At 64.8% G+C, this 22,995-nt stretch carries 18 protein-coding genes; 8 read left to right on the forward strand and 10 right to left on the reverse strand.

Features of this window, described 5'->3' with window-relative positions:
• The first annotated feature begins 17 nt into the window (after positions 1-17).
• Positions 18-908 (forward strand): SH3 domain-containing protein, encoded by an 891-nt coding sequence (locus ACVMIM_RS28650; RefSeq protein ID WP_476116026.1) that lies wholly within the window; start codon positions 18-20, stop codon positions 906-908.
• Positions 909-942: 34 nt separating this feature from the next.
• Here ACVMIM_RS28650 and ACVMIM_RS28655 read toward each other — a convergent pair whose 3' ends face one another.
• Together ACVMIM_RS28655 and ACVMIM_RS28660 are read right to left on the reverse strand one after the other, a co-directional pair.
• Positions 943-2,238 (reverse strand): Mur ligase family protein, encoded by a 1,296-nt coding sequence (locus tag ACVMIM_RS28655; protein ID WP_476116027.1) that lies wholly within the window; start codon positions 2,236-2,238, stop codon positions 943-945.
• Positions 2,239-2,313: 75 nt separating this feature from the next.
• Positions 2,314-3,060, reverse strand: coding sequence for an SDR family oxidoreductase (locus ACVMIM_RS28660; RefSeq protein ID WP_476117405.1), 747 nt, complete (start codon positions 3,058-3,060; stop codon positions 2,314-2,316).
• Positions 3,061-3,349: 289 nt separating this feature from the next.
• Here ACVMIM_RS28660 and zwf point away from each other — a divergent pair, with 289 nt between their 5' ends.
• From zwf to edd, 3 genes are all read left to right on the forward strand, one after another.
• Positions 3,350-4,819: a glucose-6-phosphate dehydrogenase gene (gene zwf / locus ACVMIM_RS28665; protein ID WP_476116028.1), complete on the forward strand. Its 1,470-nt coding sequence runs from the start codon at positions 3,350-3,352 to the stop codon at positions 4,817-4,819.
• Entirely contained in the window at positions 4,801-5,517 is a 717-nt protein-coding gene (gene pgl / locus ACVMIM_RS28670; protein ID WP_476116030.1) for a 6-phosphogluconolactonase, read from the forward strand. The genes zwf and pgl overlap by 19 nt, the downstream gene beginning before the upstream one ends.
• 61 nt (positions 5,518-5,578) lie before the next feature.
• Positions 5,579-7,402 carry a phosphogluconate dehydratase gene (gene edd, locus ACVMIM_RS28675; RefSeq protein ID WP_476116032.1) on the forward strand — a complete coding sequence of 608 codons (1,824 nt, stop codon included), beginning with the start codon at positions 5,579-5,581 and terminating at the stop codon, positions 7,400-7,402.
• A 67-nt stretch (positions 7,403-7,469) separates the two neighbouring features.
• Here edd and ACVMIM_RS28680 read toward each other — a convergent pair whose 3' ends face one another.
• The 4 genes from ACVMIM_RS28680 to ACVMIM_RS28695 form a co-directional block, all read right to left on the reverse strand.
• Entirely contained in the window at positions 7,470-9,128 is a 1,659-nt protein-coding gene (locus ACVMIM_RS28680; protein ID WP_476116033.1) for a vWA domain-containing protein, read from the reverse strand.
• 95 nt (positions 9,129-9,223) lie between these two features.
• Positions 9,224-10,222, reverse strand: coding sequence for a GlxA family transcriptional regulator (locus tag ACVMIM_RS28685; RefSeq protein WP_201413496.1), 999 nt, complete (start codon positions 10,220-10,222; stop codon positions 9,224-9,226).
• An 18-nt stretch (positions 10,223-10,240) separates the two neighbouring features.
• Positions 10,241-11,140 carry a bifunctional methylenetetrahydrofolate dehydrogenase/methenyltetrahydrofolate cyclohydrolase FolD gene (folD, locus tag ACVMIM_RS28690; RefSeq protein ID WP_476116035.1) on the reverse strand — a complete coding sequence of 300 codons (900 nt, stop codon included), beginning with the start codon at positions 11,138-11,140 and terminating at the stop codon, positions 10,241-10,243.
• A 212-nt stretch (positions 11,141-11,352) separates the two neighbouring features.
• Positions 11,353-13,815, reverse strand: coding sequence for a GumC family protein (locus ACVMIM_RS28695; RefSeq protein ID WP_476116037.1), 2,463 nt, complete (start codon positions 13,813-13,815; stop codon positions 11,353-11,355).
• 199 nt (positions 13,816-14,014) lie between these two features.
• Here ACVMIM_RS28695 and ACVMIM_RS28700 point away from each other — a divergent pair, with 199 nt between their 5' ends.
• On the forward strand, positions 14,015-15,310 hold the full coding sequence (locus ACVMIM_RS28700; RefSeq protein WP_476116039.1) for a lipopolysaccharide biosynthesis protein: 1,296 nt from the start codon (positions 14,015-14,017) through the stop codon (positions 15,308-15,310).
• Between the two features lie 3 nt (positions 15,311-15,313).
• Here ACVMIM_RS28700 and ACVMIM_RS28705 read toward each other — a convergent pair whose 3' ends face one another.
• The 3 genes from ACVMIM_RS28705 to ACVMIM_RS28715 are packed head-to-tail and all read right to left on the reverse strand — an operon-like array spanning position 15,314 to position 18,200.
• Complete coding sequence (locus ACVMIM_RS28705; RefSeq protein ID WP_476116040.1) at positions 15,314-16,240, reverse strand: DUF6492 family protein; 927 nt, start codon at positions 16,238-16,240, stop codon at positions 15,314-15,316.
• Positions 16,237-17,031, reverse strand: a complete 795-nt coding sequence (locus ACVMIM_RS28710; RefSeq protein ID WP_476116042.1) for a WecB/TagA/CpsF family glycosyltransferase — start codon at positions 17,029-17,031, stop codon at positions 16,237-16,239. Before ACVMIM_RS28710 ends, ACVMIM_RS28705 begins: the two co-directional genes overlap by 4 nt.
• Entirely contained in the window at positions 17,028-18,200 is a 1,173-nt protein-coding gene (locus tag ACVMIM_RS28715; RefSeq protein WP_476116044.1) for a glycosyltransferase, read from the reverse strand. Before ACVMIM_RS28715 ends, ACVMIM_RS28710 begins: the two co-directional genes overlap by 4 nt.
• Positions 18,201-18,369: 169 nt before the next feature.
• Here ACVMIM_RS28715 and ACVMIM_RS28720 point away from each other — a divergent pair, with 169 nt between their 5' ends.
• The 3 genes from ACVMIM_RS28720 to proC all read left to right on the forward strand — a co-directional run bounded on the left by ACVMIM_RS28720 (position 18,370) and on the right by proC (position 21,552).
• On the forward strand, positions 18,370-19,368 hold the full coding sequence (locus ACVMIM_RS28720) for a glycosyltransferase family 2 protein (RefSeq protein WP_476116046.1): 999 nt from the start codon (positions 18,370-18,372) through the stop codon (positions 19,366-19,368).
• Positions 19,337-20,656, forward strand: coding sequence for an O-antigen ligase family protein (locus tag ACVMIM_RS28725; RefSeq protein WP_476116048.1), 1,320 nt, complete (start codon positions 19,337-19,339; stop codon positions 20,654-20,656). Before ACVMIM_RS28720 ends, ACVMIM_RS28725 begins: the two co-directional genes overlap by 32 nt.
• Positions 20,657-20,736: 80 nt before the next feature.
• On the forward strand, positions 20,737-21,552 hold the full coding sequence (gene proC, locus ACVMIM_RS28730) for a pyrroline-5-carboxylate reductase (protein ID WP_476116049.1): 816 nt from the start codon (positions 20,737-20,739) through the stop codon (positions 21,550-21,552).
• Here the strand turns inward: proC and ACVMIM_RS28735 are convergent.
• Positions 21,500-22,867 carry an NAD(P)H-dependent oxidoreductase gene (locus ACVMIM_RS28735; RefSeq protein ID WP_476116050.1) on the reverse strand — a complete coding sequence of 456 codons (1,368 nt, stop codon included), beginning with the start codon at positions 22,865-22,867 and terminating at the stop codon, positions 21,500-21,502. The two genes, proC and ACVMIM_RS28735, sit on opposite strands and share 53 nt — an antisense overlap.
• Between the last annotated feature and the right edge of the window lie 128 nt (positions 22,868-22,995).

Here is a 22,995-nt window from a genome sequence, read left to right on the forward strand (position 1 = left end):
TGTTGGAGGTGGTTTGAGTGAACGGGCCCTTCAGTTTCGGCACGCCGGAACGGCAGCGCTTTACAATGCAGTTCGGCTATAGCGTAAGGCCATCCTTCTGGCAGAAGGTGCAGTCGAACGCCCATCTGGTCATTGCGGCGATAGGCACTGCCGCGCTGATCGGCGTGGCCGCGGTGGCGCTCTGGCTATGTTTTCCGGGCAGTGACCGGCAAGTGGCTGCGGCAAATGCCGCGCAAGCCGTTCCGACAATTCCGGTGAAGACTACGAAAATCGCTCCGGCGTCAGCGGCAGTCACCGCGGCGAAGCCGCCGCAGGCCGCGCGCAAGGCGGACGCGGTTACGCCCATGACGGCGGCCCGCGAAGCCAGCATTCCGGCGCTGGCGCCGAACAGCCCTCGCTGGACGGCTTCCGACGCCCAGACGCCCCCTGCCCCGGCCGAGAACCCGCCAGCTCCATCCGAGCAGGCTGCCGATACGACTCCCGCGCAATCCGCCGATACGGCCTTTGCCGAGGCCGATGCCGAGAACGATGCCTCGAATGCGCTGTCGCAGGTCGCCGCTTCCGCCGGTGACACGGCGACGGCAGCGAAGAAGCCGAGCGACAAGATGGATGGCGCCCAAACTGCCGCTATTCCCGAAGCCAAGCCGCAGGCTCCGGATTCGCAGTCGGCAGCGACCGATGACTCGGCACAGGCCAAGCCGAAAGCTCAAAAAGCCAGCGCAGCCGCAAACGGGCGCATTTTGAGAGCCGTGACCATGCGCTCAAGCCCGAAGAAAGGTGCCGCCGCAATCACCACGGTGCCGGCCAAGGCATCGGTGCAGGTGATGAGTTGCAACAAATGGTGCGAGATCGTCTATAACGGCAAGCACGGCTGGGTCTACAAAAGCTACATCAAGACCGGCGCCTGAGCCGTTGTGCCGGCGCGGCCGAGCCGCGATGCCGTCAGCCGCCGAAGAGGCGACGCAGGCGCCGCCGCCGGCGATCATTCCTGCGCTTTTTGACGAATTCCCGATGCTCCTCGAACGGCACTTCGAAAAGGCCGCAATCCTGGCAGCCTTCCTTCTTCCCGCAAGCGGGAATCCAACATTTGACATCATGTGTCCAGGCGAGCGCCAGGCGCTCCAGATGAAGACTGGAAGAGCTCTTGAGAAGAATAAGTTCGCCGGGCATCGCCGTGCGCCTGAGGTGATCTGAAACCTCTCTTGGCGTGCGCAGTTCGACGAACCGGTCGCTGCCGCGATCGGCCTGGCTGGCTTTCGAGCGATGGGCATGCTCCCCGACATAGATCACCTGGTCGGCAATCTCGCGCGCACGGCTATAGGCGCGCGCATATTTTGCGTTCGATCCGGCAAAGTCCGACAGCTGGCCAAGCACGATCCGCTTTCGCCCAGCCGTTGATTTTGCCACGATATCGAAGGCGAGCGACAGCGAGTGCCAAGGCGCTTTGGCAGTGTCGATGACGAAATGAGGCCCTCCATCGACGACCAGGACATGGCAGCGGTTCGCCAACGGCTCGAATGTAGCGATCCTCTCCTCCACGGTTTGCGCAGGCACACCGAGCTCGAGCGCAGTGGCTGCCGCGGCCGCGGTCGGCAGCCAGAAATGCTCGCCCGGAAACGGTGTCTTGAGCTTCAGCGCCCCGCCTCGCCAGTGGAGTGTGAAGTGGAGCGCGCGCGGATAAGCGGCATTAATACCGGTGACGCGATAGTCGGCCGTTTCCGACTCGCCGAACGTGACGAAGCGATGCGCGGCGTCCGATGCCATGGCCAGCACATTGGGATCGTCGGCATTGAGCACCGCAAGGCCGCCGGGCTCCAGCGCCTCGACGAGAGCGCGCTTTTCGCGAGCGACGTTCTCCAATGTCTTGAAACTGGAGAGATGCTCAAGCCGCACCATGGTGACAACAGCCACGTGCGGCTTGAGCATCTGCGCCATGGGCCTGATCGTATCGGTGCCGAAGGCACCCGCCTCGAAGACGACGTAGTCGACCTCGCCGCTCTTGTTCATGCGCTTGTAGAGTGTGCTGACCAGTGACTTTATCGTGTTGGCCAACACCCGCGTATAGACCCGGGCGTAGCCGGCGAGGATGTGTCCTAGCAGGCTCGCCGCAGTCGACTTTCCTGAGCTGCCGGTTATGCCGATGAAGGTGGCCTTGCTTCGCGCCCGTGCGCGCCTCGCCCGGTAGATCTTGAGGCGCTGCCCCAGGTCCTCGCGAATTCTTCGCAGTCTGGCATTCATAGCACCCGCCCCACGCAGGCACCGTTATGCCTTTCGCCGCATCATCGAGTCAAACACGAGCCGCACGTCCGTTACCTAGACGCAGCGACCGCCATCAACCTCCAGCGCTACGCCGGTGATGAAGGCGGCTTCGTCCGAGGCGAGCCACAGCGCCGCGTTGGCGATGTCGAGGGGTGTCGAAAGCCGGCCGAGCGGGATCGAGGCGCGGAATCTTTCACGGATTTCAGGCGTGTCCGCGCCCATGAACTTCTCCAGCATGCCTGTCTCGCCGGCGACCGGGCACAGGCAGTTGACGCGGATGTTCTTCGGCGCGAGCTCGACCGCCATCGACTTGGTGGCGGTGATCGCCCACCCCTTGGAGGCGTTGTACCAGGTCAGGCCCGGCCTGGGCCGAAGCCCCGCCGTCGAGGCCGTGGTCAGCATGACGCCGCCGCCTTGCCGGTCCATGATCGGCACGACGGCCAGCGCTGCGTGGTAAATCGCCTTCATGTTGACGGCGGTGATCAGGTCGAAGGTCTCCTCGTCGACGCCGAGCATATCGCCGTTGCGATGGGTGAAACCCGCATTGTTGACCATGATGTCGATGCGGCCGAAGGCGCTCTTGGCGGCATAGATCATCTCGTCGAATTCGGAGCGCTGGGACACATCGGTCTGAGTCCAGATCGCGTTGGGACCGATCTCTTCGGCCACCCGCTCGGCGCCCTTGGCGTTAAGGTCGGCGACGACCACGCGCGCGCCCTCTTCGGCGAAGCGCCTGGCCATGCCCTCCCCGAAGCCCGACGCGGCACCGGTGATGATGGCTACCTTGTTTTCCAGACGCATGGTTTTCCCGTCCATTGGATTTCCGCAGTTCTTGATTTTCCGGCTGCCGCCCCGCAGCGATATTCTCCCTTAGCTTTCGTCACATTCGCGTTCTATGGTGCGGCCGCGAACGTTGCCGGAGCCATGGCTTTACCGACAGGCCTATCGGCGGCGCAAGTGTCGGGAAACAGGTGGACCGATGCAACAGCAAGCGATTGGTCCTGCCTGTGACACCATGGCACTGGAAAATTTAAATCGATTAGAATATACCAACCACGCTGCCGGCATCCGGCATCAAATCGGACTGACCATGACCAGCCAGATCATCCCTGTCGATCCCTTCGACTTCATCATCTTCGGCGGCACCGGCGACCTGTCGGAACGCAAGCTCCTGCCTTCGCTCTATTATCGCCAGCGTGATCATCAGTTCTCCGAACCGACGCGCATCATCGGTACTTCGCGCGCCAAGATGAGCGATGCCGAATTCCAGGCTTTCGCCAAGCAGGCGATTTCGTCCCATGTCAAGCCGGCCGATGTCGATGAGAAGGAACTGGAAACCTTCCTGGCCAGGCTTTCCTACGTCCCGGCTGACGCCACCAGCGGAGCAGGTTTCGACAAGCTGAAGAAGGCGATCGGCGAGAGCGATAGCATCCGCGCCTTTTATCTCGCGGTGGCGCCGGCGCTGTTCGGCGATATCTCGCATCAGCTCAAGGAGCACAAGCTGATCACGCCGAACTCGCGCATCGTGCTGGAAAAGCCGATCGGCCGCGACCTGGCCTCGGCGCGCGCGCTGAACGACGCGGTGGGCGACGATTTTCACGAGGGCCAGATCTTCCGCATCGACCATTACCTCGGCAAGGAAACGGTGCAGAACCTGATGGCGCTGCGCTTTGCCAACGCGCTCTATGAGCCGCTGTGGAACTCCGCCCATATCGACCATGTGCAGATCACTGTCGCCGAGACCGTCGGCCTAGAAGACCGCGTCACCTATTACGACAAGGCGGGCGCGCTGCGAGACATGGTGCAGAACCATATGCTGCAGCTTCTTTGCCTCGTGGCCATGGAAACGCCGTCCTCGATGGATGCCGACGCCGTGCGCGACGAGAAGCTGAAGGTGCTCAGGGCGCTGAAGCGCATCAACGGCAATGAGGCGCCCAAGCACACGGTGCGCGGCCAGTATCGCGCCGGCGCCTCGGCGGGCGGCCCGGTCAAGGGCTATGTCGAGGAACTCGGCAAGGACAGCACCACCGAGACCTTCGTCGCCATAAAGGCCGAGATCGGCAACTGGCGCTGGGCCGGCGTTCCGTTCTATCTCCGGACCGGCAAAAGGCTGGCGAGCCGGGTTTCGGAGATCGTCATCGAGTTCAAGCCGATCCCCTTTTCGATCTTCGATGAAGGCGCCGGGCCGATCTTCGCCAATCAGCTGGTGATCCGGCTGCAGCCCGACGAAGGCGTCAAACAGTTCATCATGATCAAGGATCCGGGGCCGGGCGGCATGCGGCTGCGCCAGATTTCGCTCGACATGAGCTTCGCGCAGTCTTTCGACGGGCGCGCGCCCGATGCCTATGAGCGGCTGATCATGGATGTGGTGCGCGGCAACCAGACGCTGTTCATGCGCCGCGACGAAGTCGAGGCGGCCTGGAAATGGATCGACCCGATTCAGAACGCCTGGGAGAGCGCCAGGCAGGAGGCGCAGGGCTATACGGCCGGAACCTGGGGGCCGTCGGCCTCGATCGCTCTTATCGAACGCGACGGACGGACATGGCACGAGAGCAATTGAGCGAACTCCGCTACGGCTGGAACGGCTTTGCCGACCGCCAGGACCTGGCGGCGGCGCTTGCCAGTGAGATCGCAGACCGGTTGACCGGCGCCATCGCGGAACGCGGCACCGCGCTGCTCGCGGTGTCCGGCGGCACCACGCCGGCGAAACTGTTCGCCGTGCTGTCGACCATGCCGATCGCCTGGGACAAGGTCACCGTGACGCTGGTCGACGAGCGTTTCGTGCCGCCGTCCTCGCCGCGCTCCAATGCCGGTCTGGTGGCGGCGAACCTGCTCCAGAACAAGGCCGCGGCGGCGCGCTTCGTGCCGCTCTATCATGAGGCGGCAAGCATCGAGGACGCAGCCGCGGCGGACAGCGAAGCGCTCAGATCGCTGCCATGGCCGCTCGACGTGGTGATCCTCGGCATGGGCGGCGATGGCCATACGGCGTCGTTCTTCCCCGATGCCGGCAATCTCGAGGAATTGCTCGACCCGGCCTCGCAGCGGATCGTGCTGCCGGTGCATGCGGCAAGCGGCGGCGAGCCGCGGCTCACCCTCTCGATGACGCGCATCGTCGCTGCCGGCTTCATCGCGCTCCATATTGAAGGCGAGGACAAGCGCGCCGCGTTCAACGGCGCGATCGGTCCCGGCGCGAAAAAGCCCATCCGCAGAGTGCTCGAGGCGGCGCCGCGACCGATAGAGGTGTTCTGGGCACCCTGATTTCAGATGAGGACAGTCCGGTGGCAGAGGGAGGACGTCGCCGGGCTCGAAAGGACGGACCATGACAGCCAGACGCGATATCGAAGCCATCACGGAACGCATCCGCCACCGTTCGAAAGCCGGCCGCGAAGCCTATCTCGGCCGCATCGCGGAGGCTTCCAGCCGCACCGCCAACCGCGCCGTGCTGGGCTGCGGCAATCTCGCCCATGGCTTTGCCGTGTGCAGCCCGTCGGAAAAGATCGCGCTTGGCGGCGACCGCGTGCCGAATCTCGGCATCATCACCTCCTACAACGACATGCTGTCGGCGCATCAGCCCTTCGAGACGTTCCCGGCGCTGATCAAGGAAGCCGCGCGCGAGGCCGGCGGCATCGCCCAGGTGGCCGGCGGCGTGCCGGCGATGTGCGACGGCGTCACCCAAGGGCAGCCCGGCATGGAGCTGTCGCTGTTCTCGCGCGATGTGATCGCGATGGCGGCGGCGATCGGCCTGTCGCATAACATGTTCGACGCGGCCGTCTTCCTCGGCGTGTGCGACAAGATCGTGCCCGGACTGGTGATCGCCGCACTCACCTTCGGCCATCTGCCGGCCGTCTTCATCCCCGCAGGACCGATGACATCCGGGCTCGCGAACGACGAGAAGGCCAAGGTCCGCCAGCTTTATGCCGAAGGCAAGGTCGGCCGCGCCGAACTGCTGGAAGCGGAGTCGAAGTCCTATCACGGGCCGGGCACCTGCACCTTCTACGGCACCGCCAATTCCAACCAGATGCTGATGGAGATCATGGGCCTGCATACGCCCGGCGCCTCCTTCGTCAATCCGGGCACGCCGCTGCGCGAAGCGCTGACCAGGGAAGCCGCCAAGCGCGCGCTGGCGATCACCGCGCTCGGCAATGCCTATACGCCGGTCGGGCGCATGATCGACGAGCGTTCCATCGTCAACGGCGTGGTCGGCCTGCACGCCACGGGCGGCTCGACCAATCATACGATCCACCTGATCGCCATGGCCGCCGCCGCCGGCATCGCATTGACCTGGCAGGACATTTCCGACCTGTCGGAGGCCGTGCCGCTGCTCGCGCGCGTCTATCCGAACGGGCTTGCCGACGTGAACCATTTCCATGCCGCCGGCGGGCTCGGCTTCCTAATCCGCGAGCTGCTCGACGAAGGCCTCTTGCACGAGGATGTGCAGACGGTGTGGGGCGAAGGCCTGCGGCCTTACGCGGTCGAGGCGAGGCTTGGCGACGACGGCGGCGTGGTGCGCGAAGCGGCGCCGCTCAACAGCGGCGACGAGAAGGTGCTGGCGCCGGTCAAGAAAGCATTCCAGCCGACAGGCGGGCTGAAAGTGCTTGGCGGCAATCTCGGCCACGCCGTCATCAAGACCTCCGCCGTCAAACCGGAACGGCGCGTCATCGAGGCACCGGCAAAGGTGTTCGACAGCCAGCAGGCGCTGAACGATGCCTTCAAGGCAGGCCAGCTTACCGGCGACTTCGTCGCCGTCATCCGGTTCCAGGGGCCGAAGGCCAACGGCATGCCGGAGCTGCACAAGCTGACCACCGTGCTCGGCATCCTGCAGGACCGCGGCCAGCGTGTGGCGCTGGTGACCGACGGGCGCATGTCAGGCGCGTCCGGCAAGGTGCCGGCGGCAATCCACGTGACGCCGGAAGCGGTCGAGGACGGGCCGATCGCCAGGATCCACGACGGCGACATCATCCGGCTCGATGCCGAGGCCGGCACGCTCGAAGTGCTGGTGCCGGGAACGGAATTCGCGCTGCGCCGCACGGCGGACGCCGACCTCATCGGCAACGAGTTCGGCTTCGGCCGCGAGCTGTTCGCCGGCTTCCGGCAGTTGGTCGGCCGCGCCGATCATGGGGCGGCGGCGTTCGGAAACGCCTGATCTCCCGCCATGCTTCACAAAAAAGGCGGCTCGGAGCCGCCCTCTTCGCCTGCAGGGCTGCCAAGGCCTACTGAACGGTTATCTCGCTCCGCTCGCCGGCCTTGATCGTCACCGGGACTTGCTTCTCCTGGCCCTCAGCCGACATGTGGCGCACGACGACATAGTCGCCGGCCGGAATCGTCTGCTGCCAGCTGTCGCCATAGCTTAAGCCCAACGACTTGCGTTTGCCTTCGATGTCCTTCTTTGACGAGAACACCTCGATCGAATAGGCGCCGGGCGCAGACATTGCCAGTACGCCGGCATCGAGAGCCACGTTAACATTCTGGTTGTCACCGGCCTTGATGCTGAAGGGCTGCTCAACGACGGCGAGATCGAGCTTCGTGAGCGCCACATAATCGTCCGGCGGCAGCCAGAACTTGCTGTCCGGTCCGTAGGAGTGCTCGACGCTTTCGCGCGAGCCGTCGATCTTCTTCTTCGCCTTGACGATCTCGAAGCCGATGCCGGAATTGTCGGCCTTGTCGCCGCCTGCGGTGTAGTAGGCGTTGAGCACGGCATGGCCGACGCCGACGACGATATCTTTCTCGACAGTTTGTCCGGCGGCAAGCTGGACGGTTTCGGTCACGGTGCCGGCGCCGATCTGCACCGTGACCTTCTGCTCGCCCGCCGGCAGGGTGGCTTTGGCGTCGCCATAATGCGTGGTGCTGCCGCCCGGATAGGCGAAGTCGACGCGCGCCTCGCTGCTGATCTCCGAGCCCTGACTCGCATGCGGGTGAATGACCAGGGTGCCGGCGTTCAGCGTGAACAGCGGCCTATAAACCTGACCGGCCTCTATCTTGACCTTCTGCTCGCTCTTTGCCTCGTCGTCTCGGGCGACGATAACATAGTCGCCCGGCTCGAGGTTGGTCCTGAGCTCGCCATACTCGGTTGCGACCTGGTCGCCGCGCGTGCCGTCGGCGGCGGCCTTGTAGATCTCCCAGGCATTGCTGTTATCGGAGATTTCTGGACCACCCTCGGCTATAACCACGCTCGGCATGAAATTGAATTCGGGCTTGGCGGGTTCAGGCGCCGGCGCTGGGGCCGGAGCGGGCTCGGGCGCAGAAACCGGAGCCGCCACGGTCTCGACCAGAGCTTCCTGCAGCGCCTTCTCGTCGGAGGCCTGGATGTATTTGCCGCCGGTGGTTTCGGCGAGGCAGGCGATCTGTCTGCCCTCGTCGGCGCTCAGGCCGAAGCCGACGACATCGGCTCTGAAATCGACGCCGGTTTGCTTCAGCTCCTTGCCGAGCGCGCAGGGATCGCCACCGCAGGTCTCCAGCCCGTCGGTGATCAGCACCACGGTTGCCTTGTTCTCGGTGTATTTGAGCGCCTGGGCGGCCTGCTTGACGGCGGCCGTGAGCGGCGTCTTGCCGAGGAATTTCATGCTGTCGGCCGCCGCCGAAATGGCGCTGGCGGAGCCGGCCTGCGGCGGCACGATCAACTCGATATCGTCGCAGCTGCCCTTGGTGCGATGGCCGTAGGCCATGAAGCCGATCTCGTCGTCGGCCGGCACCGACTGCAGCACCGTGCGCAGCGATTCACGCGCGATCTCCAGCTTCGGCTTGCCGTCGATCTGCGCCCACATCGAGCCCGATGCATCGAGGATGATGATGACCTTGTTGGCGGCAAAGCCGAAACTGGTCATCGACAAAAGAAGGACCGCCGCAGCGGCGCTCCGTATCAGTCCCGCCATGAAAATCTCCTGAGAGCAACCCTCGTCCGCGCTGTGAAAGCTATTTGAGGCGGGTCCTGGAAACAACCCCGGCCGAGGGTGAAAGGCGGGGCGCTCTAATAGGTGGTGCGGCGCTCTTCCGATGGGGGACGGCCGAACTGCAGTCGGTAGCTCTGGGCGAAATAGGAATGCGAGGTGAAACCGGTTGCGATCGCCACGTCGAGGATCGGCATATTGGTCTGGCGCAGCAGTTCGCGCGCGCGTTCGAGCCTCAGCCGCATATAGTAGCGGCCGGGCGTCACGCTGAGGTGACGCAGGAACAGGCGCTCGACCTGGCGCACCGACAGGCCCGCCGACTTGGCGAGCTGCACGGCCGACAGCGGCTCGTCGAGATGATCGGCCATCAATTCGACGATACGCCTCAGCTTCTCCGACTTGCCGGTGAGATCGCGCTCCGGTCCGACGCGCTGGCGGTCTCCTGCCGAGCGGATGCGCTCGTGCTGGAACTGGTTGGCGACGCCGTTGGCGAGGTTGGAGCCGAAATCGCCACGCACGATCTCCAGCATCAGGTCGATCGAGGTGGTGCCGCCGGCGCAGGTGTAGCGTTTGCGGTCGATCTCGAAGACGTTGCCGGTGCAGTTGATGTCGGGAAAACGCTCCATGAAGCCGGCGCGGTTCTCCCAATGGATGGTGCAGCGGTAGCCGTCGAGCTGCCCGGCCTCGGCCAGAAGATAGGAGCCGACCGACAATGCGCCCAGCGCATTGCCGCGCCGGCCCCAGCTGCGCAGCGCCGCCAGCACCTTGCTCTTGCCGGGAAATTCCGTGGTAAGGCCGACCGAGACGAACAGGATGTCGACGGGCGGCATGTCGGCGACCGAATAGTCGATCTTCAATGGCAGGCCGTTGGAGGCCATGACCGCGTCGCCATCGGCCGAAATCGTCGTCCAGCCGTAGAAGTCGCGGCCGAGCAGGCGGTTGGCCGAGCGGAAGCAGTCGATGGCCGCCGCCAGCGAAAACATCGAGAATTTGTCGACGAGCAGGAAGCCGAACTGGCGGCCGCCCTGAACGGGATCGTTCGTGATCGGCCGCTCGACGGAGGCAGTCAGGTTCGGCAATGCCAGGGCTTTCTCAAATCAGAAGGACGGCCGCTTCAACCCGGCCGCGAGGTAGGCGGAAGCTACAGTGTTCGCCATCAGCATGGCAATGGTCATCGGCCCGACACCGCCTGGCACCGGCGTGATGGCACCCGCGACCTTGGCCGCCTCCGCATAGGCGACGTCGCCGACCAGCCGGCTCTTGCCCTCGCCCTTCTCAGGCGCCGGGATGCGGTTGATGCCGACATCGATCACGGTCGCGCCGGGCTTCACCCAATCGCCCTTGACCATTTCCGGTCGGCCGACGGCGGCGACCAGGATGTCGGCGGTGCGGGCAAGCGCCGGCAGGTCCCTGGTGCGGCTGTGGGCAATGGTCACCGTGCAGTTGGCGGCGAGCAAGAGATTGGCCATCGGCTTGCCGACGATGTTGGAGCGGCCCACGACGACGGCGTTGAGGCCGGACAGGTCCTTGCCGCGCACCCGTTCGATCAAAAGCATGGAGCCCGCCGGCGTGCAGGGCACGAAGGCCGTTTCGAGCTCGCCGGTGCCAAGCTTGCCGACATTGATGAAGTGGAAGCCGTCGACATCCTTCTCCGGTGCGATCGTCTGGATCACCTTGCCGGCGTCGATCTGGCCGGGAAGCGGCAGTTGCACGAGGATACCGTGGATCGATTTGTCGGCGTTGAGATCGCCGATGATCTTCAGCAATTGTTCCTCGGTGGTGTCGGCCGGCAGCGTATGCTGGAGCGAATGGAAGCCGCATTCCTTGGCGGTGCGCGATTTCGAGGCGACATAGACCTGGCTTGCCGGGTCTTCGCCGACGATCACCACGGCAAGGCCGGGCTCGGTGGCTCCCTTGGCCGACAGCTCCGCGGTCAGAGCCTTGACCTTCGATACCACATCCTCGGCGACACTCTTCCCATCAATCACTTCGGCCATCACCAACCCTTCAGCTTCGCTACGAGGCCGATGCAGGCCTCATTCCTCGATCGGCATGTCGATCCATCAGAGCGAGACGCTTGCGGCCGAAATGCAGCGCGGCATTTTCACGAAAATTCGACAAGGCAATCCCGTCAAAGCGTCGTCGGATGCCGTAAACCCGAAACCGGCCGCTTTTATCGAACCGCGAGCCGTTTAGAAATATGGGCGGTTTAGAAATAACGGCGGCGCGCACGGCTCTCGGTCAGCTCACGCACCGCCTCACGAAATTCGCGCAGGCTGGCGCGGATCTCGTCGATCTCGACCCGCTGGTCGGCAGTTGGCCGGCCGGCCTCGCCGCCGGCCGGCGACTGCAGATCGTGGGAGGCAGGCGATGCCGAATAATGATCCTCATAGGGATCGGTCAGGCCATGATCCGGCCGGTAAGAATAGGAATAGCCCTGCTCGTAAGGCGGCCGGACATTCTCCCGCGCCGATGGTTGAGCTCCAGGATAGCGCTCTCCCAAGGCAGGCGCGCGCCAGACGCTCTCGGGCGGGACAGAGTCCAGATCCACCGTGTCGGCCGGCTCGCGGCGCACGAAATAACGAACTGCCGAGGCCAGCGAGCCGAAGAGCCCCGGACGGCCTGCGTCATTGGCCGGCACCGGCGGCGTGACGGATTGCGCCGGGCCCGGCGCAGCCTCCGCGACCGGCGTACGAGCCGCAGGTGAGGCAGGCGGCGGCGCAAAAGACGCCGCTGTAGGCGGTGTGAATGACGGAGCCGGAGGCGGTGGCGCGAAGGACGAGGTCGGCGCCGGAGCGGCTGGCGCGACCGTCGGCGGCGTAACGACCGGCGGCGCCGGAGGCGGAGCGGCCCGATTGGAATTGCTTTCCACCCTGGAACGTCCATCGGCCCTGCGCCGCCAACGGCTATCGGCCGTCTCGCGCAAGCTTGCATAGGCGCCGCGAAGTCCGCCGAGGCCGATGCCGGCGAACAGGCCGGCAAACAGGCCCGCCAAGGCCATCACCGCACGCGACGGCCCCTTGGCCTGCAGCGGCGCATAGGCCTCCGAAATGACGCTGATATTGGCGGTGTTGATGTCCTTCTGCTCGCCGGTTTCCTTGGCGCGCAGCAGGAACTGCTCATAGACGGAACGCTTGGCGGCCGCCTCGCGCTCCAGCTCGCGCAGCGAGACCAGATCGTTGTTGACGTCGCCGCTCTGCACCTTGGCCTGCGCCAGGCGCGAGGACAGGTCTTGCTCGAGCTGGACGGAGCGCTTCAGGTCGACCTGCAGCGAGGACGCGATACGCTGCAGCTCGGCGCCGATCCGCTCGCGCGCGCCGGCGAGCTGGGCGTTGAGCGCCCCGATCTCCGGATGACGCGGCCCGAGCTTGACCTGGGCACGGTCGGCTTCTTGCTTCAACGCCGCGTATTGCGAGCGCAGCTCGCTCATCATGTTGGAGTTTATCTCTTCCGGCAACGTGCCGCTGAGCACCGAATTGACGTTCAGCGAACGGGCCGAGGCGGCGCGCGCGTTGAGCTCGAGCGTGCGGGCGCGAGCGACAGAAAGCTGCTCGTTGAGCTTCAGCATCTGGTCGTCGCTGATCAGGTGGCCCTGCGCGTCGACGAGGTCGTGCGTCGCCCTGAAATCCTCGACGGCGCGCTCGGCCGTCTCGACACCCTTGCGCAGTTCGTCGAGCCTGGCGGTGAGCTCGTCATTGGCGCGGCCCGCCGTGCTCGACTGGATCTCGCTGGAGATCTGCTTGAACGCCTTGACCATGGTGTTGGCGATCAGGGCTGATTTCTCGGCGTTCTGCGTGGTGGCGCTGACCGAGACCACGAAGGTCTTGCCGCCACGCTCGACATCCAGGCTTTCATACAGGTTGCTCACCGCCAGCGCGCGCTTGCGCGCTTCGTCAGCGGCGCCTGCATCCTGCCGTGACAGGATCGAGCGCAGCATCGACATCAAGCCAAAGCCGCCCTTGCCCTGGCCGTTGAACTCGGGATCGTTGGTGAGATTGAGATCGCTGACGACCTTGTTGAGAACGGTGCCCGAAGTCAGGATGCGAACCTGGTTCTCGACGATGGCCAGCGTCGCATCCGAGGCGACCACGTTCTGCGTCAGGTCGCGGTCGGTGAGCTTGAGGTCGCGCGGGTCGACGATGACGTCGGTGGTGGCCTCATACTTCTTCGGCGTCGACAAGGCGATGGCGACACCGAGCGCGGCGCCAAGGATGGTCGTCGACAGGATCAGTGCCTTGGATCGCGTGATGCCGTGTACGACCTGCATCGGATCGATCAGCGGCTTCCATTCCTCGGTATCGTCGCCGGCTGGCGACCGGCGCGTATGAGGTTCGGTAGCGGCTTGCGGCAGATGGCTCTCCAATGGAGCTTCAAAGAGCGGCCCGGATGAATCGGACCGATTTCTTCCGTGCCGGTCATATTCGGTGTCGACCGGCCCCGATTCCGCTTGCACCTCATCCCGGTCAAATTCGCCGGTTTCGGCAGGCCGTGGATTCAATTTCGCTTCGCGCTCGGAACGCGCGGCACGATGGCGCGCGGCGGCGTCCTCGCGCCAGGAGGAATTAGCCCGGTCGCCGATCGAAACCGTGTTGTCGTCGCCGCGCATGGCTTGGCCGAGCGCGAGCAGAGAACGCTCGCGCCTCCAGTCATCACGGTTATCCCTGTCGACCATTGTCCTGGAACTACTCTCTGGCGGCTTGGGCGCGGCGGATCGGCCAATCGTTAAGCCACGCTAAACAGGCATAGGAAACAAATGGTTAATTTTGCGCCTCGGCGGGTGGAGTTTTTCACCTAGTTCAGGGCATTTCATCGCCACCGCGCCGTCGCCAGAACGCCGCGTTAAACTTTCCAGCCTATCTATCGCCCCGAATATGACCCAGGCCAGCGACATGCCGCAAACGCGGAGCTTCGCGCGGATCGGCCACTTCGTGGCCACCCGCCGGAAACTGGTATTCGACTATCTCTTGGCCATCAGCGGCGCCGGCGGTCGGCTGGTCTTTTCGCTCGCCTATTTCGTCGCCTTGGCCAACACGCTTTCGATCGCCGAGTTTGGCATGTTCGCGACCGCCTCGGCCGCCGGCATCATGCTGTCGCGCATCCTGGCCTTCGGCTTCATCTCGGCGCTCTACCGCACCGCCACGATCCGTCCCAACCTGATCGGCACCTTCACTGCCGGTTTCCTGCTTCTCAGCGTGTTGTCGCTGCCGTTCCTCGCTAGCGCTTCCTACATCGTCTACCTGATCTTCTTTGCCGGCACCGTGCAGCTGTCGTCCTTCGCCGCGGTCGTCTTCGCCGAGGCGCTTCTGTGGCGGCCGGTCGAAGTGGCGCTGATCGTCAACAACGGGCTCGGCAAGTTCGGGCGGGCGGCCGTGCTCGCGATCCTGGCGACGGCGCTCAGGGCAGTCGGCGCGGTCCTTTTCATGCTTGCCGCACGGCACACGATCGGCGTCTGGTCGCTGTTCTATATCGGCTCCAATGCCGCCTCGCTGATCATCGCCTTCGTCTTCTTCTATCCGCGCCAGCGGTTGAGGTTGCGCAGAGAGCTCTATTTCCGGCGGCTCGCCGATTCCATCTACGTCGCCGGATCCGAGGTGCTGTTCTACCTGCAGATGGAGTTCGACAAGCTCCTGGTGCTGTCGATCGGCGGGCCGCATCTCGCCGGCATCTACGCCATCATCATGCGGCTGGTCGATCTCACCGCGATCCCGATCCGCACCTTCTCGATGATGCTGGTGCAGCGCATGATGCGGGCGCCGGAGCTTCTGTCGCGGCTGGCGGTGAAGAGCGGCATAGAAGGCGGCGTGTTCCTGGTCTCGACGCTGGCGCTGATGGCGCTCGGCATCGTGCTGCATTTCTTCCCGAACGCGCTCGGCAAGAATGTCGCAGAGGCGGCACCGCTGGTGGCGCTCGCGGTCTGCGTGCCAGGATTGCGCAACCTCGTCGAATATCAGGCCGAGCTTCTCTTCGCGCGCGGCCAGACGGCGGTCAGGGCAATCAATCTTGGCCTGCTTGCCGGATTGAAAGCGGTTCTGCTCACCTATGTGCTGACGACGATCCCTGACACGGCCAATCTGGTGCTGTCGCTCAACATCGTCTTCCTGCTGCTCTATCTCGCCTCGATGCTTTTGACCTATTCGGCCATGCGCCGGCCGGCAAAAGCCATCTGAGTCTTACGCAAAAAGCCCGATCAGACGGCGGATGCGGCCGATATCCGTGCCGATGAAGGACTGCATGCCGATCGCCACCTGTTCCGGCGCCATGGTGTCGACGAAGCGACGGAACTCGTCATCGGAGAGCGGCTCGCCGTTCCAGTGGACGCGGCAGAACTCCTCCGAACCGTGGAAATGGCCGGCGCCTTGAAGCACGTCGTCGACGTAGCGGCCATAGATCATGCATTCGGAGAACTGGCGCGCCGAGCCGACGACGCCGACCCAGTCGCGGCCGTGCACCTTCTCGATGCGCCCACACATCGCGTTGACCGTCTCCCGACGCCAGGCAATCAGCGTCGAGATGTAGTCGTGGCTCGATCGATTGGCGGGATCGACGCCGAGCGCGGCACCGGCATTGCGCGACCAGATGCGATGCTCGTCATGGCCATCGTTCGACAGCACGCCGTCGCGCCGGAACAGCCGCACCTTGCCGTCGCGCCAGAAGGCGTTCGCGTCGAATGGTTTCAGGAAGGTGACGTCGGAATCGCAGAAGACCAGCACGTCTTCCTTCGCATGGCCGGCAATGGCGACGCGGCGCAGCTGCTGCACATGCCAGCCGCGCAGCGGCTGCGTTCTGAGGCTCAGCCAGACGCGGCGGCGGAAGCCGCTCAGCGGATCGTCAATGACGCGCAGCCAGCGTGGCAGCAGGTCCCGCTCGTCGACGACGCTGCGGCGGCTGCCTTCGAGCTGGCGAAACAGCGCGACATCGCGATGTTCGGTAAGGATGTAGTGATGCGCCATGCCGGTGACGTGGCGGTCGACGGTTTCGCACAAGAGCCGGCAGCGCTCGAAGTCGGGTGCGTAGCTCGCAGTGACGATCGCGACCAGGGGAGCGCGCGGCAGCGGTTCTATCGCGGTGGCAGTATCCGGCACGAAGCGGCTGTTCACCGGCGCGCCTCCAGCGGTCGCGGGCCGAGCGACAGTTTCTGCCTGACGACGCGCCACAGGAAGAGTGGATTGCCGACGATGTAGCGGCGCCACAGGCGGCCGGGTTCGATCCACAGGCGAAACAGCCATTCGAGCCGTAGCCGGCGCAGCCAAAGGGGCGCGCGCGGCACCGAGCCGCTCATGAAATCGAGCAGCGCGCCGACGGCCACCGGCAGCGTGCAATGGCGGCTGTCGATGTGGCGCTCGATCCACAATTCCTGGCGCGGAACGCCCATGGCGACGAGCAATATATCCGGCCGCAGCCTGGCGATGCGCTCGAGGATCGCCGGCTCCTCGGCGGCGGAGAAGAAGCCGTCATGGATGACGACGAAATTGTGCTGCATGGCGAGCGTCGAAAGCTTCGCACACGCGGCTTCGGCATTGGCGCGCGTCGTGCCGAGCAGCGCCACCGTCAGCGGATGGGACGAAGCCTGCAGGAAGGCCGGAATGAAATCGGTGCCGTTGAGGTTGCTGGGAAAAGGCGCGCCGTAAAGCAGCTTCGCCGCGATGTCGACACCGACACCATCGGGAAGGATAAGGAAATTTTCCAGCGCCTCGGCAAAGACCGGATCGGTGCAGGCGAGGTTGGCGTTGTGGGCGTTGAGGAAGCTCACCTTGGTGAAGCGACGCTCGTCGATCAGCCTTGTGAGCAGAGCGATGGCCTCGTCCCAGCGTATGGCCAGCACCGGAATGCCCAAAATGGTCTTCAGCTGGTCGAAGCCGAAGGCGGCGCGCGCGGTGTGCATGTTCATGCCGCGACCTCCTGCCTGACGGCGCCGAGCTTCTCCAGGCCAAGCCCGATCGCGGCGTCGAGCGCGTTCAGCTGGCGGCGGTGGAAGGCGCTGCCATCGACATCGCGGACATTGGCGGCGGCCGCCTGGAGGGCGGCGGCGAAAGCGACCGGATCGTCCGTCACCACGCAGTTGTCGGGACGATAGCCGATGCCTCGCAGCGAGCGGCTGGTGGCGACGGAGGGCAGGCCGAGCTCGAAGGTCTCAATGGTCTTCAGCTGCACGCCGCTGCCGGCGGTGCTGATCAAGGGAATGACGGCGGCGCCGCGCACGAAGGCCTGCGCATCCGGAACCCTGCCGACGAAGGAGATGCCGGGATGCGGCGAGCTGATGCCTGCAGGCATGTTGCCGGCGATCCTGACGCGGAAATCCAGCTTCAGATGCGGCACGACCTTGGTCAGAAACCAGTCGAGCCCGATGCGGTTGGGCTGCCAGGTCCAGGTGCCGATCAGCGCGGCGTCGCAATCGATATGCCGCTTGGCCTTGCTTGTCGGCTCCTGCGCACGGGTCACCAGCGGCAGCACCGCCGAGCGTCTGTCGGAGGCGACGCCAAGTGCCGCGCGGTCTTCCTCGGCCAGCGTGAAGACAAAGCGCGCGGCGCCGCAGAGGCGTTCCTCAACGACCTTGAGGAGCCTGGCCTCGCGGCGGAACATCCAGCGCTGAAGCGCGCTGCCCGCGGCGGCGGCGTTTTCCTCGGCCGAGCGATGCTCGACATTGTGCGCGACGAAGACGAATGGATGGTCGGCGAGAACCTTTTCGAAGGCGCCGGCGAACTGCACCGAATTCAGGACATAGCCGTCGAAGGGACCGGCGCGTTCGATGGCGGTGCGGACTTGCGCGTCGGAGACGACGCGCAGCTTGACCGAGGAGAAGGTAAGGCCGGAGAGAACCGCCTTGCCCAGCCAGGCAAGCTTCTGCAGCGGCGACGCGCTTTCGGTGCGGACTTCGACGGCATCGAGCACGATGGTGTTTTGCGGGTCGGACGGGGCCTTGCCCGGCCAGATGAAGCCGATCACCGTCACGCGCACGCCGGCGCGCCGCAGCGCGTCGATGATGGCGGCATTGGCAATCTCGTAGCCCGAGGCGAGAGCACCATCGGGCACGATCGATGTGGCGAACAGCAGATGCATCTCACCTATCCTTGGCTGCAGCCGGTAGCAAAACGCGGTGAAGCCTTGATTAAATGGCACTGTCAAAGGCCGAAGACCCGACTTTTCCGACAGGCGGGCGAGAAGGTGATTAACGGAACGTTATCACCGCGATGCTATCGAGGGCTCAAACCCACGCTGCTGGAAACGGATGATCCCCTTGCCGACCGACGCTTCTGTATCGATCGCGGGACGGTCGCCGGGGCTTGTTGCCGAGACCGTCGAGGCGGTCGTCACGCTGCCGACCTTCAAGCGGCCGCAGCAGGTGCTGGAAACGCTGGCATCGCTCAAGGCGCAGCGGACCGGCAGGCGCTTCGCCGTCATCGTCATGGAAAACGAGGCCGAGGCGCGCGAGGGCGCCAAGGCGGCGCTGCCGCTGTTCGAAAGCGGCGAGATGCCCGGCCTGGTGATCATCGCGCATGAGCGCGGCAATTGCAGCGCCTATAATGCCGGCTGGCAGACGGCGATCCTGCAGTTTCCCAATTTCAGGCACCTTTTGGTCATCGATGACGACGAGATCGCCGAGCCCGACTGGCTGGAGCGCATGTGTGGCGCCGCCGAGACGCTTCAAGCCGACATTGTCGGCGGCCCGCAAGTGCCGGTCTTTGCCGATCCGGGCCACGCCCGATGGGCTGAGCACCCGGTCTTTGCGCCGCCGTATCGCGAGACGGGCCGCGTGCCGGCGCTCTATTCGTCCGGCAATCTGCTGGTCGGGCGCAACGTGCTTGCAGCCATGGGACCGCCCTTCCTCGACCTCAGGTTCAATTTCATGGGCGGCGGTGATTCGGACTTCCTCAGCCGCTCCGCGCAGAAAGGCTTCGTGCTTGGCTGGTGCGCCGAGGCAAAGGTCAACGAAACCGTGCCGGCCAGACGCGTCGCGGCCGACTGGATCCGCGCCCGCAGCCTCCGCAACGGCGTGATCTCGACGCTTGTCGAAAAGAAGAAGCGGGCCGGCACGCCGTTTGCCGGCCTTAAAGTCTTCCTCAAAAGCCTGGCGCTGCTTGCGGCCTCGCCGCTGCGCGGCGCCCTCCGGCTGGCGCGCACCGGCTCGCTGACCAGCGGCCTCTACCCGGTCTATGTCGCGCTCGGCCGGGTGCTCGCCGAATTCGGATATGCCAATGAGCAGTACCGACAGCCTGAGAAGAATTGAGCGCGCGCCGCTCGGCGCCGCCTTCACCAGGGAAGGTGTGGCGACGGCTATCGCCGCGCTCTTGTTCACCGTGATCATGGTCTCGTTCCGGCCCTTCCAGCCGGCGGGCGCGGAACTGACCGGCGACGGCGGCGACATCGTCAACCAGCTCGGCTTCGGCTCACTCGGCGCGATCTCCATCTTCTCGTTGCTCGCCTTCGCCGACCCACGCGTGCTGCGTTCGCTGGTGAGCCCCTCCTGGGCGCTGATGCTGGGCTTCTTCTTCCTCTCGGTGGTGCTTGCCACGGATCCGCCCGCGGCGATGCGCGCCGCCTCCTTCACCATGATCGGCATCATCACCATGGCGACGATCCTGGTGCTGCCGCGCGACGCCGATTCCTTCGCCAAGGTGATCATCTTCACCGCCGTCGTGGTGATCGGCCTCTCCTATATCGGCCTCTTCGTCTTCCCGCATGAGGCGCTGCACACCGCCGACTCGCAGGAGCCGGAGCATGCCGGCTTGTGGCGCGGCGTCTTCACCCACAAGAACATCGCCGGGCCGGCGATGGCCTGCTTCAGCTTCGCCGGGCTCTATCTGTTCCGGCGCGGGCAGCGCTGGTGGGGCGCAGGCATCTTCTGCGCGGCGATGGTGTTCATGCTCCACACCGGCTCCAAGACGACCGCCGGGCTCGTCCCGTTCTCGATCATGATCGTCGTGCTGCCCAGCCTCATCGGCATGCGACTGGGCACGCCTATCCTGTTCGCGCTGGCGATCATCGCGACCGCCGTCGGCACGCTCGGCATCGTCTTCATCGCGCCGGTGAAGCATCTGGCGGCAATCTATTTCCCCGACCTCACCTATACCGGACGCACGACGCTGTGGGAGTTCGCCGGCGAGATGCTGGCGAAGAAGCCCTGGACCGGCTACGGCTATGAAAGCTTCTGGGGGACGCCGCTGCTGCTCAACCAGGACCAGCCCTTCGACCGACCCTGGGATATCCGTACCATCGTGCATGGCCATGACGGCTATCTCGACATCGCCGTGCTGATGGGCATTCCGGCGCTCTGCGTCGCCGTCTACACCTTCCTGATCGCTCCCTTGCGCGAGTATATGCGCATTCCGGCACGCAAGGAGAACATCTTCCTCGGCGACTTCTTCATGATGGTGGTGCTGTTCACCGCGTTGAACGCTTTCCTGGAAAGCTTCTTCTTTCACCGCGGCGACCCCGTCTGGCTCTTCTTCGTGCTGGGCGTGCTTGGCTTGAGACAAGTCTCGCTGCGGCCGATCCCGGTTCGCGTCTCCCACTGATCCTGGCCGATCAGTCTCCACCGAACTGGACTTTCCCGCCGCCCCTCCAGCGTCTAAGGAGAGGCTTTGCGGAGGCTTCCATGACGATCAGGCTCGTTCTCGCCGGTTGCGGCAATATGGGTTACGCCATGCTCTCGGGCTGGCTGAAATCCGCCAAGCTCGAGCCGCAAGCGGTGTTCGTGGTCGAGCCCAATGCGGAACTGCGAAGCCGAGCCGAGCATCTCGGCTGCCGCGCCGCCGCCAACGCCGCCGACATTCCGGCCGACGCCGTGCCCGATCTCGTCGTCATCGCGGTCAAGCCGCAGGTGATCCGCGAAGTGACGGCGCAGTACAAGCGCTTCGGCGACGGCCGGACCAGCTTCCTCAGCATTGCTGCCGGCACGCCGGTCGCCACCTTCGAGGAAATCCTGGGCGAGCTCGCGCCAATCATCCGGTGCATGCCGAACACGCCGGCTGCGATCGGCAAGGGCATGATGGTGGTGTTTTCCAATCCGCTGGTCTCCGACGATGTCCGGCGCTTCGTCCTCGAGCTGCTTTCGGCCAGCGGTGTCGTGACGACGATCGACGACGAGGGCCTGATGGACGCCGTGACGGCCGTCTCCGGCTCCGGCCCGGCCTATGTCTTTCACTTCATCGAGGCGTTGACGGTTGCGGCCGAGAAGGCCGGCCTTCCTGCAGAGAGCGCCAAGCTGCTTGCCGTGCAGACCGTCTTCGGCGCCGCCTCGCTCGCCGCGGAAGCGGACGAGGAGCCGGGCGTCCTGCGCCAGCAGGTGACCAGCCCCAACGGCACCACCGCCGCCGCGCTTGCCGTGCTGATGGGCGGCGACCGCCTGACGAAGCTGGTCACCGAAGCCGTGGAAGCGGCGCGGCTGAGATCGATAGAGCTGGGGAAATAGCTGTCGCTCCGTAGAGCATGTCATCCTGCAGCCGGCGCAGGGCATAGAGCCTCGTCGTGCGGTCCGGCGCGGCATTGTCCTCAGTCAACAAACCGCCCTTCTTAACCGGCTTCAGCACCTTGCCGCCTTCGAGCAAGCCGACCGGGACGGCGCGACTGGCTCGGGCGTCGGTGACGGTCATGGTCCAGGAGCGGTAGCAGGTCTCGCCGATGCCATCGAAGGTCTCCCCGGCGGCAAGGTCGCGCTTGGCAAGCGCGCAGACTTCCGCCACCGGCCTCGGCAGAGGCACCATGTCGGGCCTGCCGTACAGCATGATGCGGGCGGCGGTGAGCGGCACTTCCAGCGACGTCAGGTGATAGGGTCTAAACAAGCCGTAATACGGGCCTTTGCCGACATGGAGATCGTCCAGGCGCTCGATGACGCGCGGGTGCGTCGCCTCGACGATGACGAAGACGCCCGGCGCCACGCCCTTGCCGATGGTGTAGTCGACGACGCCCTTCCTCGACAGGAGACCGCCATCCTCTTTCGGGATCAGCACCTTGGCCAGTTGATCGCGGTCGGCCTTGGGGCCGTGCATGCCGGGAACATCCGGAACTAGCCCGGTGGCATTGGCGATGGCGCACATCTCGACCATGGTCTTCGAGCCGTCGACGAACTCGACCAGCATGCGCGGGTTCATGTTGCGGCGCGCCGCCTCCTCGCGGTAGTCGTCCGGAACGGCGTCATGGTTGAGCGGATTGTTCTTGCCCTTGCCGGCCGCGACGATGGTCAGTCCAAGCGCCGAGGCGAATTCGATCAGTTCCATGCAGCTCGACGGCTCATCGCCGGCGCCGACCGAGTAGACGACGCCCAACCGGTCGGCCTGCTGCTTCAGGTAGCAGCCGATGGTCACGTCGGCCTCGACATTCATCATCACCAGATGCTTGCCATGCTCCATGGCTGTCAGGTCGAAGTCGGCTGCGACCCCCGGCTTGCCGGTGGCGTCGATGACGACGTCGATCAGCGGATTGGTGACCAGCATCTCGTTTGAGGTGATGGCGATCCTGCCGCCTTCGATCGCCCGGGTAACCTTGGACGCGGCTTCGGCCTCCACGGCAATCGCCTCGTCGCCGTAGGCAATGCGGATCGCTTCGCGGGCTGTATGCGGCCGCCGCGTGGAAATGGCCGCGATCGAAATGCCCGGCATCAGCATGCCCTGCGTCACCAGATCGGTCCCCATCTCGCCGGAGCCGATGACGCCGATGCGGACAGGCCTGCCTTCGGCGGCGCGCTGGGCAAGATCGCGGGCAAGCCCGGTCAAGGCGATATTGATCATGCAAGAAAACTCACGGCTTTTTGCTCCAGCCCGCAATACAGAGAACGATCCGCGTTTGCCAATCAAACCAGTCCGACATGGCAATTTCTTGCGCATGCTTTGCAGGGCCGCAGCAGATTTCGCGGGGA

The organism is Mesorhizobium sp. USDA 4413, from assembly GCF_056280365.1.

What these genes read in the sequence shown, in the direction of transcription:
- ACVMIM_RS28720 (WP_476116046.1), top strand. Translation starts at nt 18,370, where the DNA reads ATGATCCCCTTGCCGACCGACGCTTCTGTATCGATCGCGGGACGGTCG.
- folD (WP_476116035.1), bottom strand. Translation starts at nt 11,140, where the DNA reads ATGGCCGAAGTGATTGATGGGAAGAGTGTCGCCGAGGATGTGGTATCG.
- proC (WP_476116049.1), top strand. Translation starts at nt 20,737, where the DNA reads ATGACGATCAGGCTCGTTCTCGCCGGTTGCGGCAATATGGGTTACGCC.
- ACVMIM_RS28735 (WP_476116050.1), bottom strand. Translation starts at nt 22,867, where the DNA reads ATGATCAATATCGCCTTGACCGGGCTTGCCCGCGATCTTGCCCAGCGC.
- ACVMIM_RS28725 (WP_476116048.1), top strand. Translation starts at nt 19,337, where the DNA reads ATGAGCAGTACCGACAGCCTGAGAAGAATTGAGCGCGCGCCGCTCGGC.
- edd (WP_476116032.1), top strand. Translation starts at nt 5,579, where the DNA reads ATGACAGCCAGACGCGATATCGAAGCCATCACGGAACGCATCCGCCAC.
- zwf (WP_476116028.1), top strand. Translation starts at nt 3,350, where the DNA reads ATGACCAGCCAGATCATCCCTGTCGATCCCTTCGACTTCATCATCTTC.
- ACVMIM_RS28715 (WP_476116044.1), bottom strand. Translation starts at nt 18,200, where the DNA reads ATGCATCTGCTGTTCGCCACATCGATCGTGCCCGATGGTGCTCTCGCC.
- ACVMIM_RS28700 (WP_476116039.1), top strand. Translation starts at nt 14,015, where the DNA reads ATGACCCAGGCCAGCGACATGCCGCAAACGCGGAGCTTCGCGCGGATC.
- ACVMIM_RS28710 (WP_476116042.1), bottom strand. Translation starts at nt 17,031, where the DNA reads ATGAACATGCACACCGCGCGCGCCGCCTTCGGCTTCGACCAGCTGAAG.
- ACVMIM_RS28655 (WP_476116027.1), bottom strand. Translation starts at nt 2,238, where the DNA reads ATGAATGCCAGACTGCGAAGAATTCGCGAGGACCTGGGGCAGCGCCTC.
- pgl (WP_476116030.1), top strand. Translation starts at nt 4,801, where the DNA reads ATGGCACGAGAGCAATTGAGCGAACTCCGCTACGGCTGGAACGGCTTT.
- ACVMIM_RS28660 (WP_476117405.1), bottom strand. Translation starts at nt 3,060, where the DNA reads ATGCGTCTGGAAAACAAGGTAGCCATCATCACCGGTGCCGCGTCGGGC.
- ACVMIM_RS28695 (WP_476116037.1), bottom strand. Translation starts at nt 13,815, where the DNA reads ATGGTCGACAGGGATAACCGTGATGACTGGAGGCGCGAGCGTTCTCTG.
- ACVMIM_RS28680 (WP_476116033.1), bottom strand. Translation starts at nt 9,128, where the DNA reads ATGGCGGGACTGATACGGAGCGCCGCTGCGGCGGTCCTTCTTTTGTCG.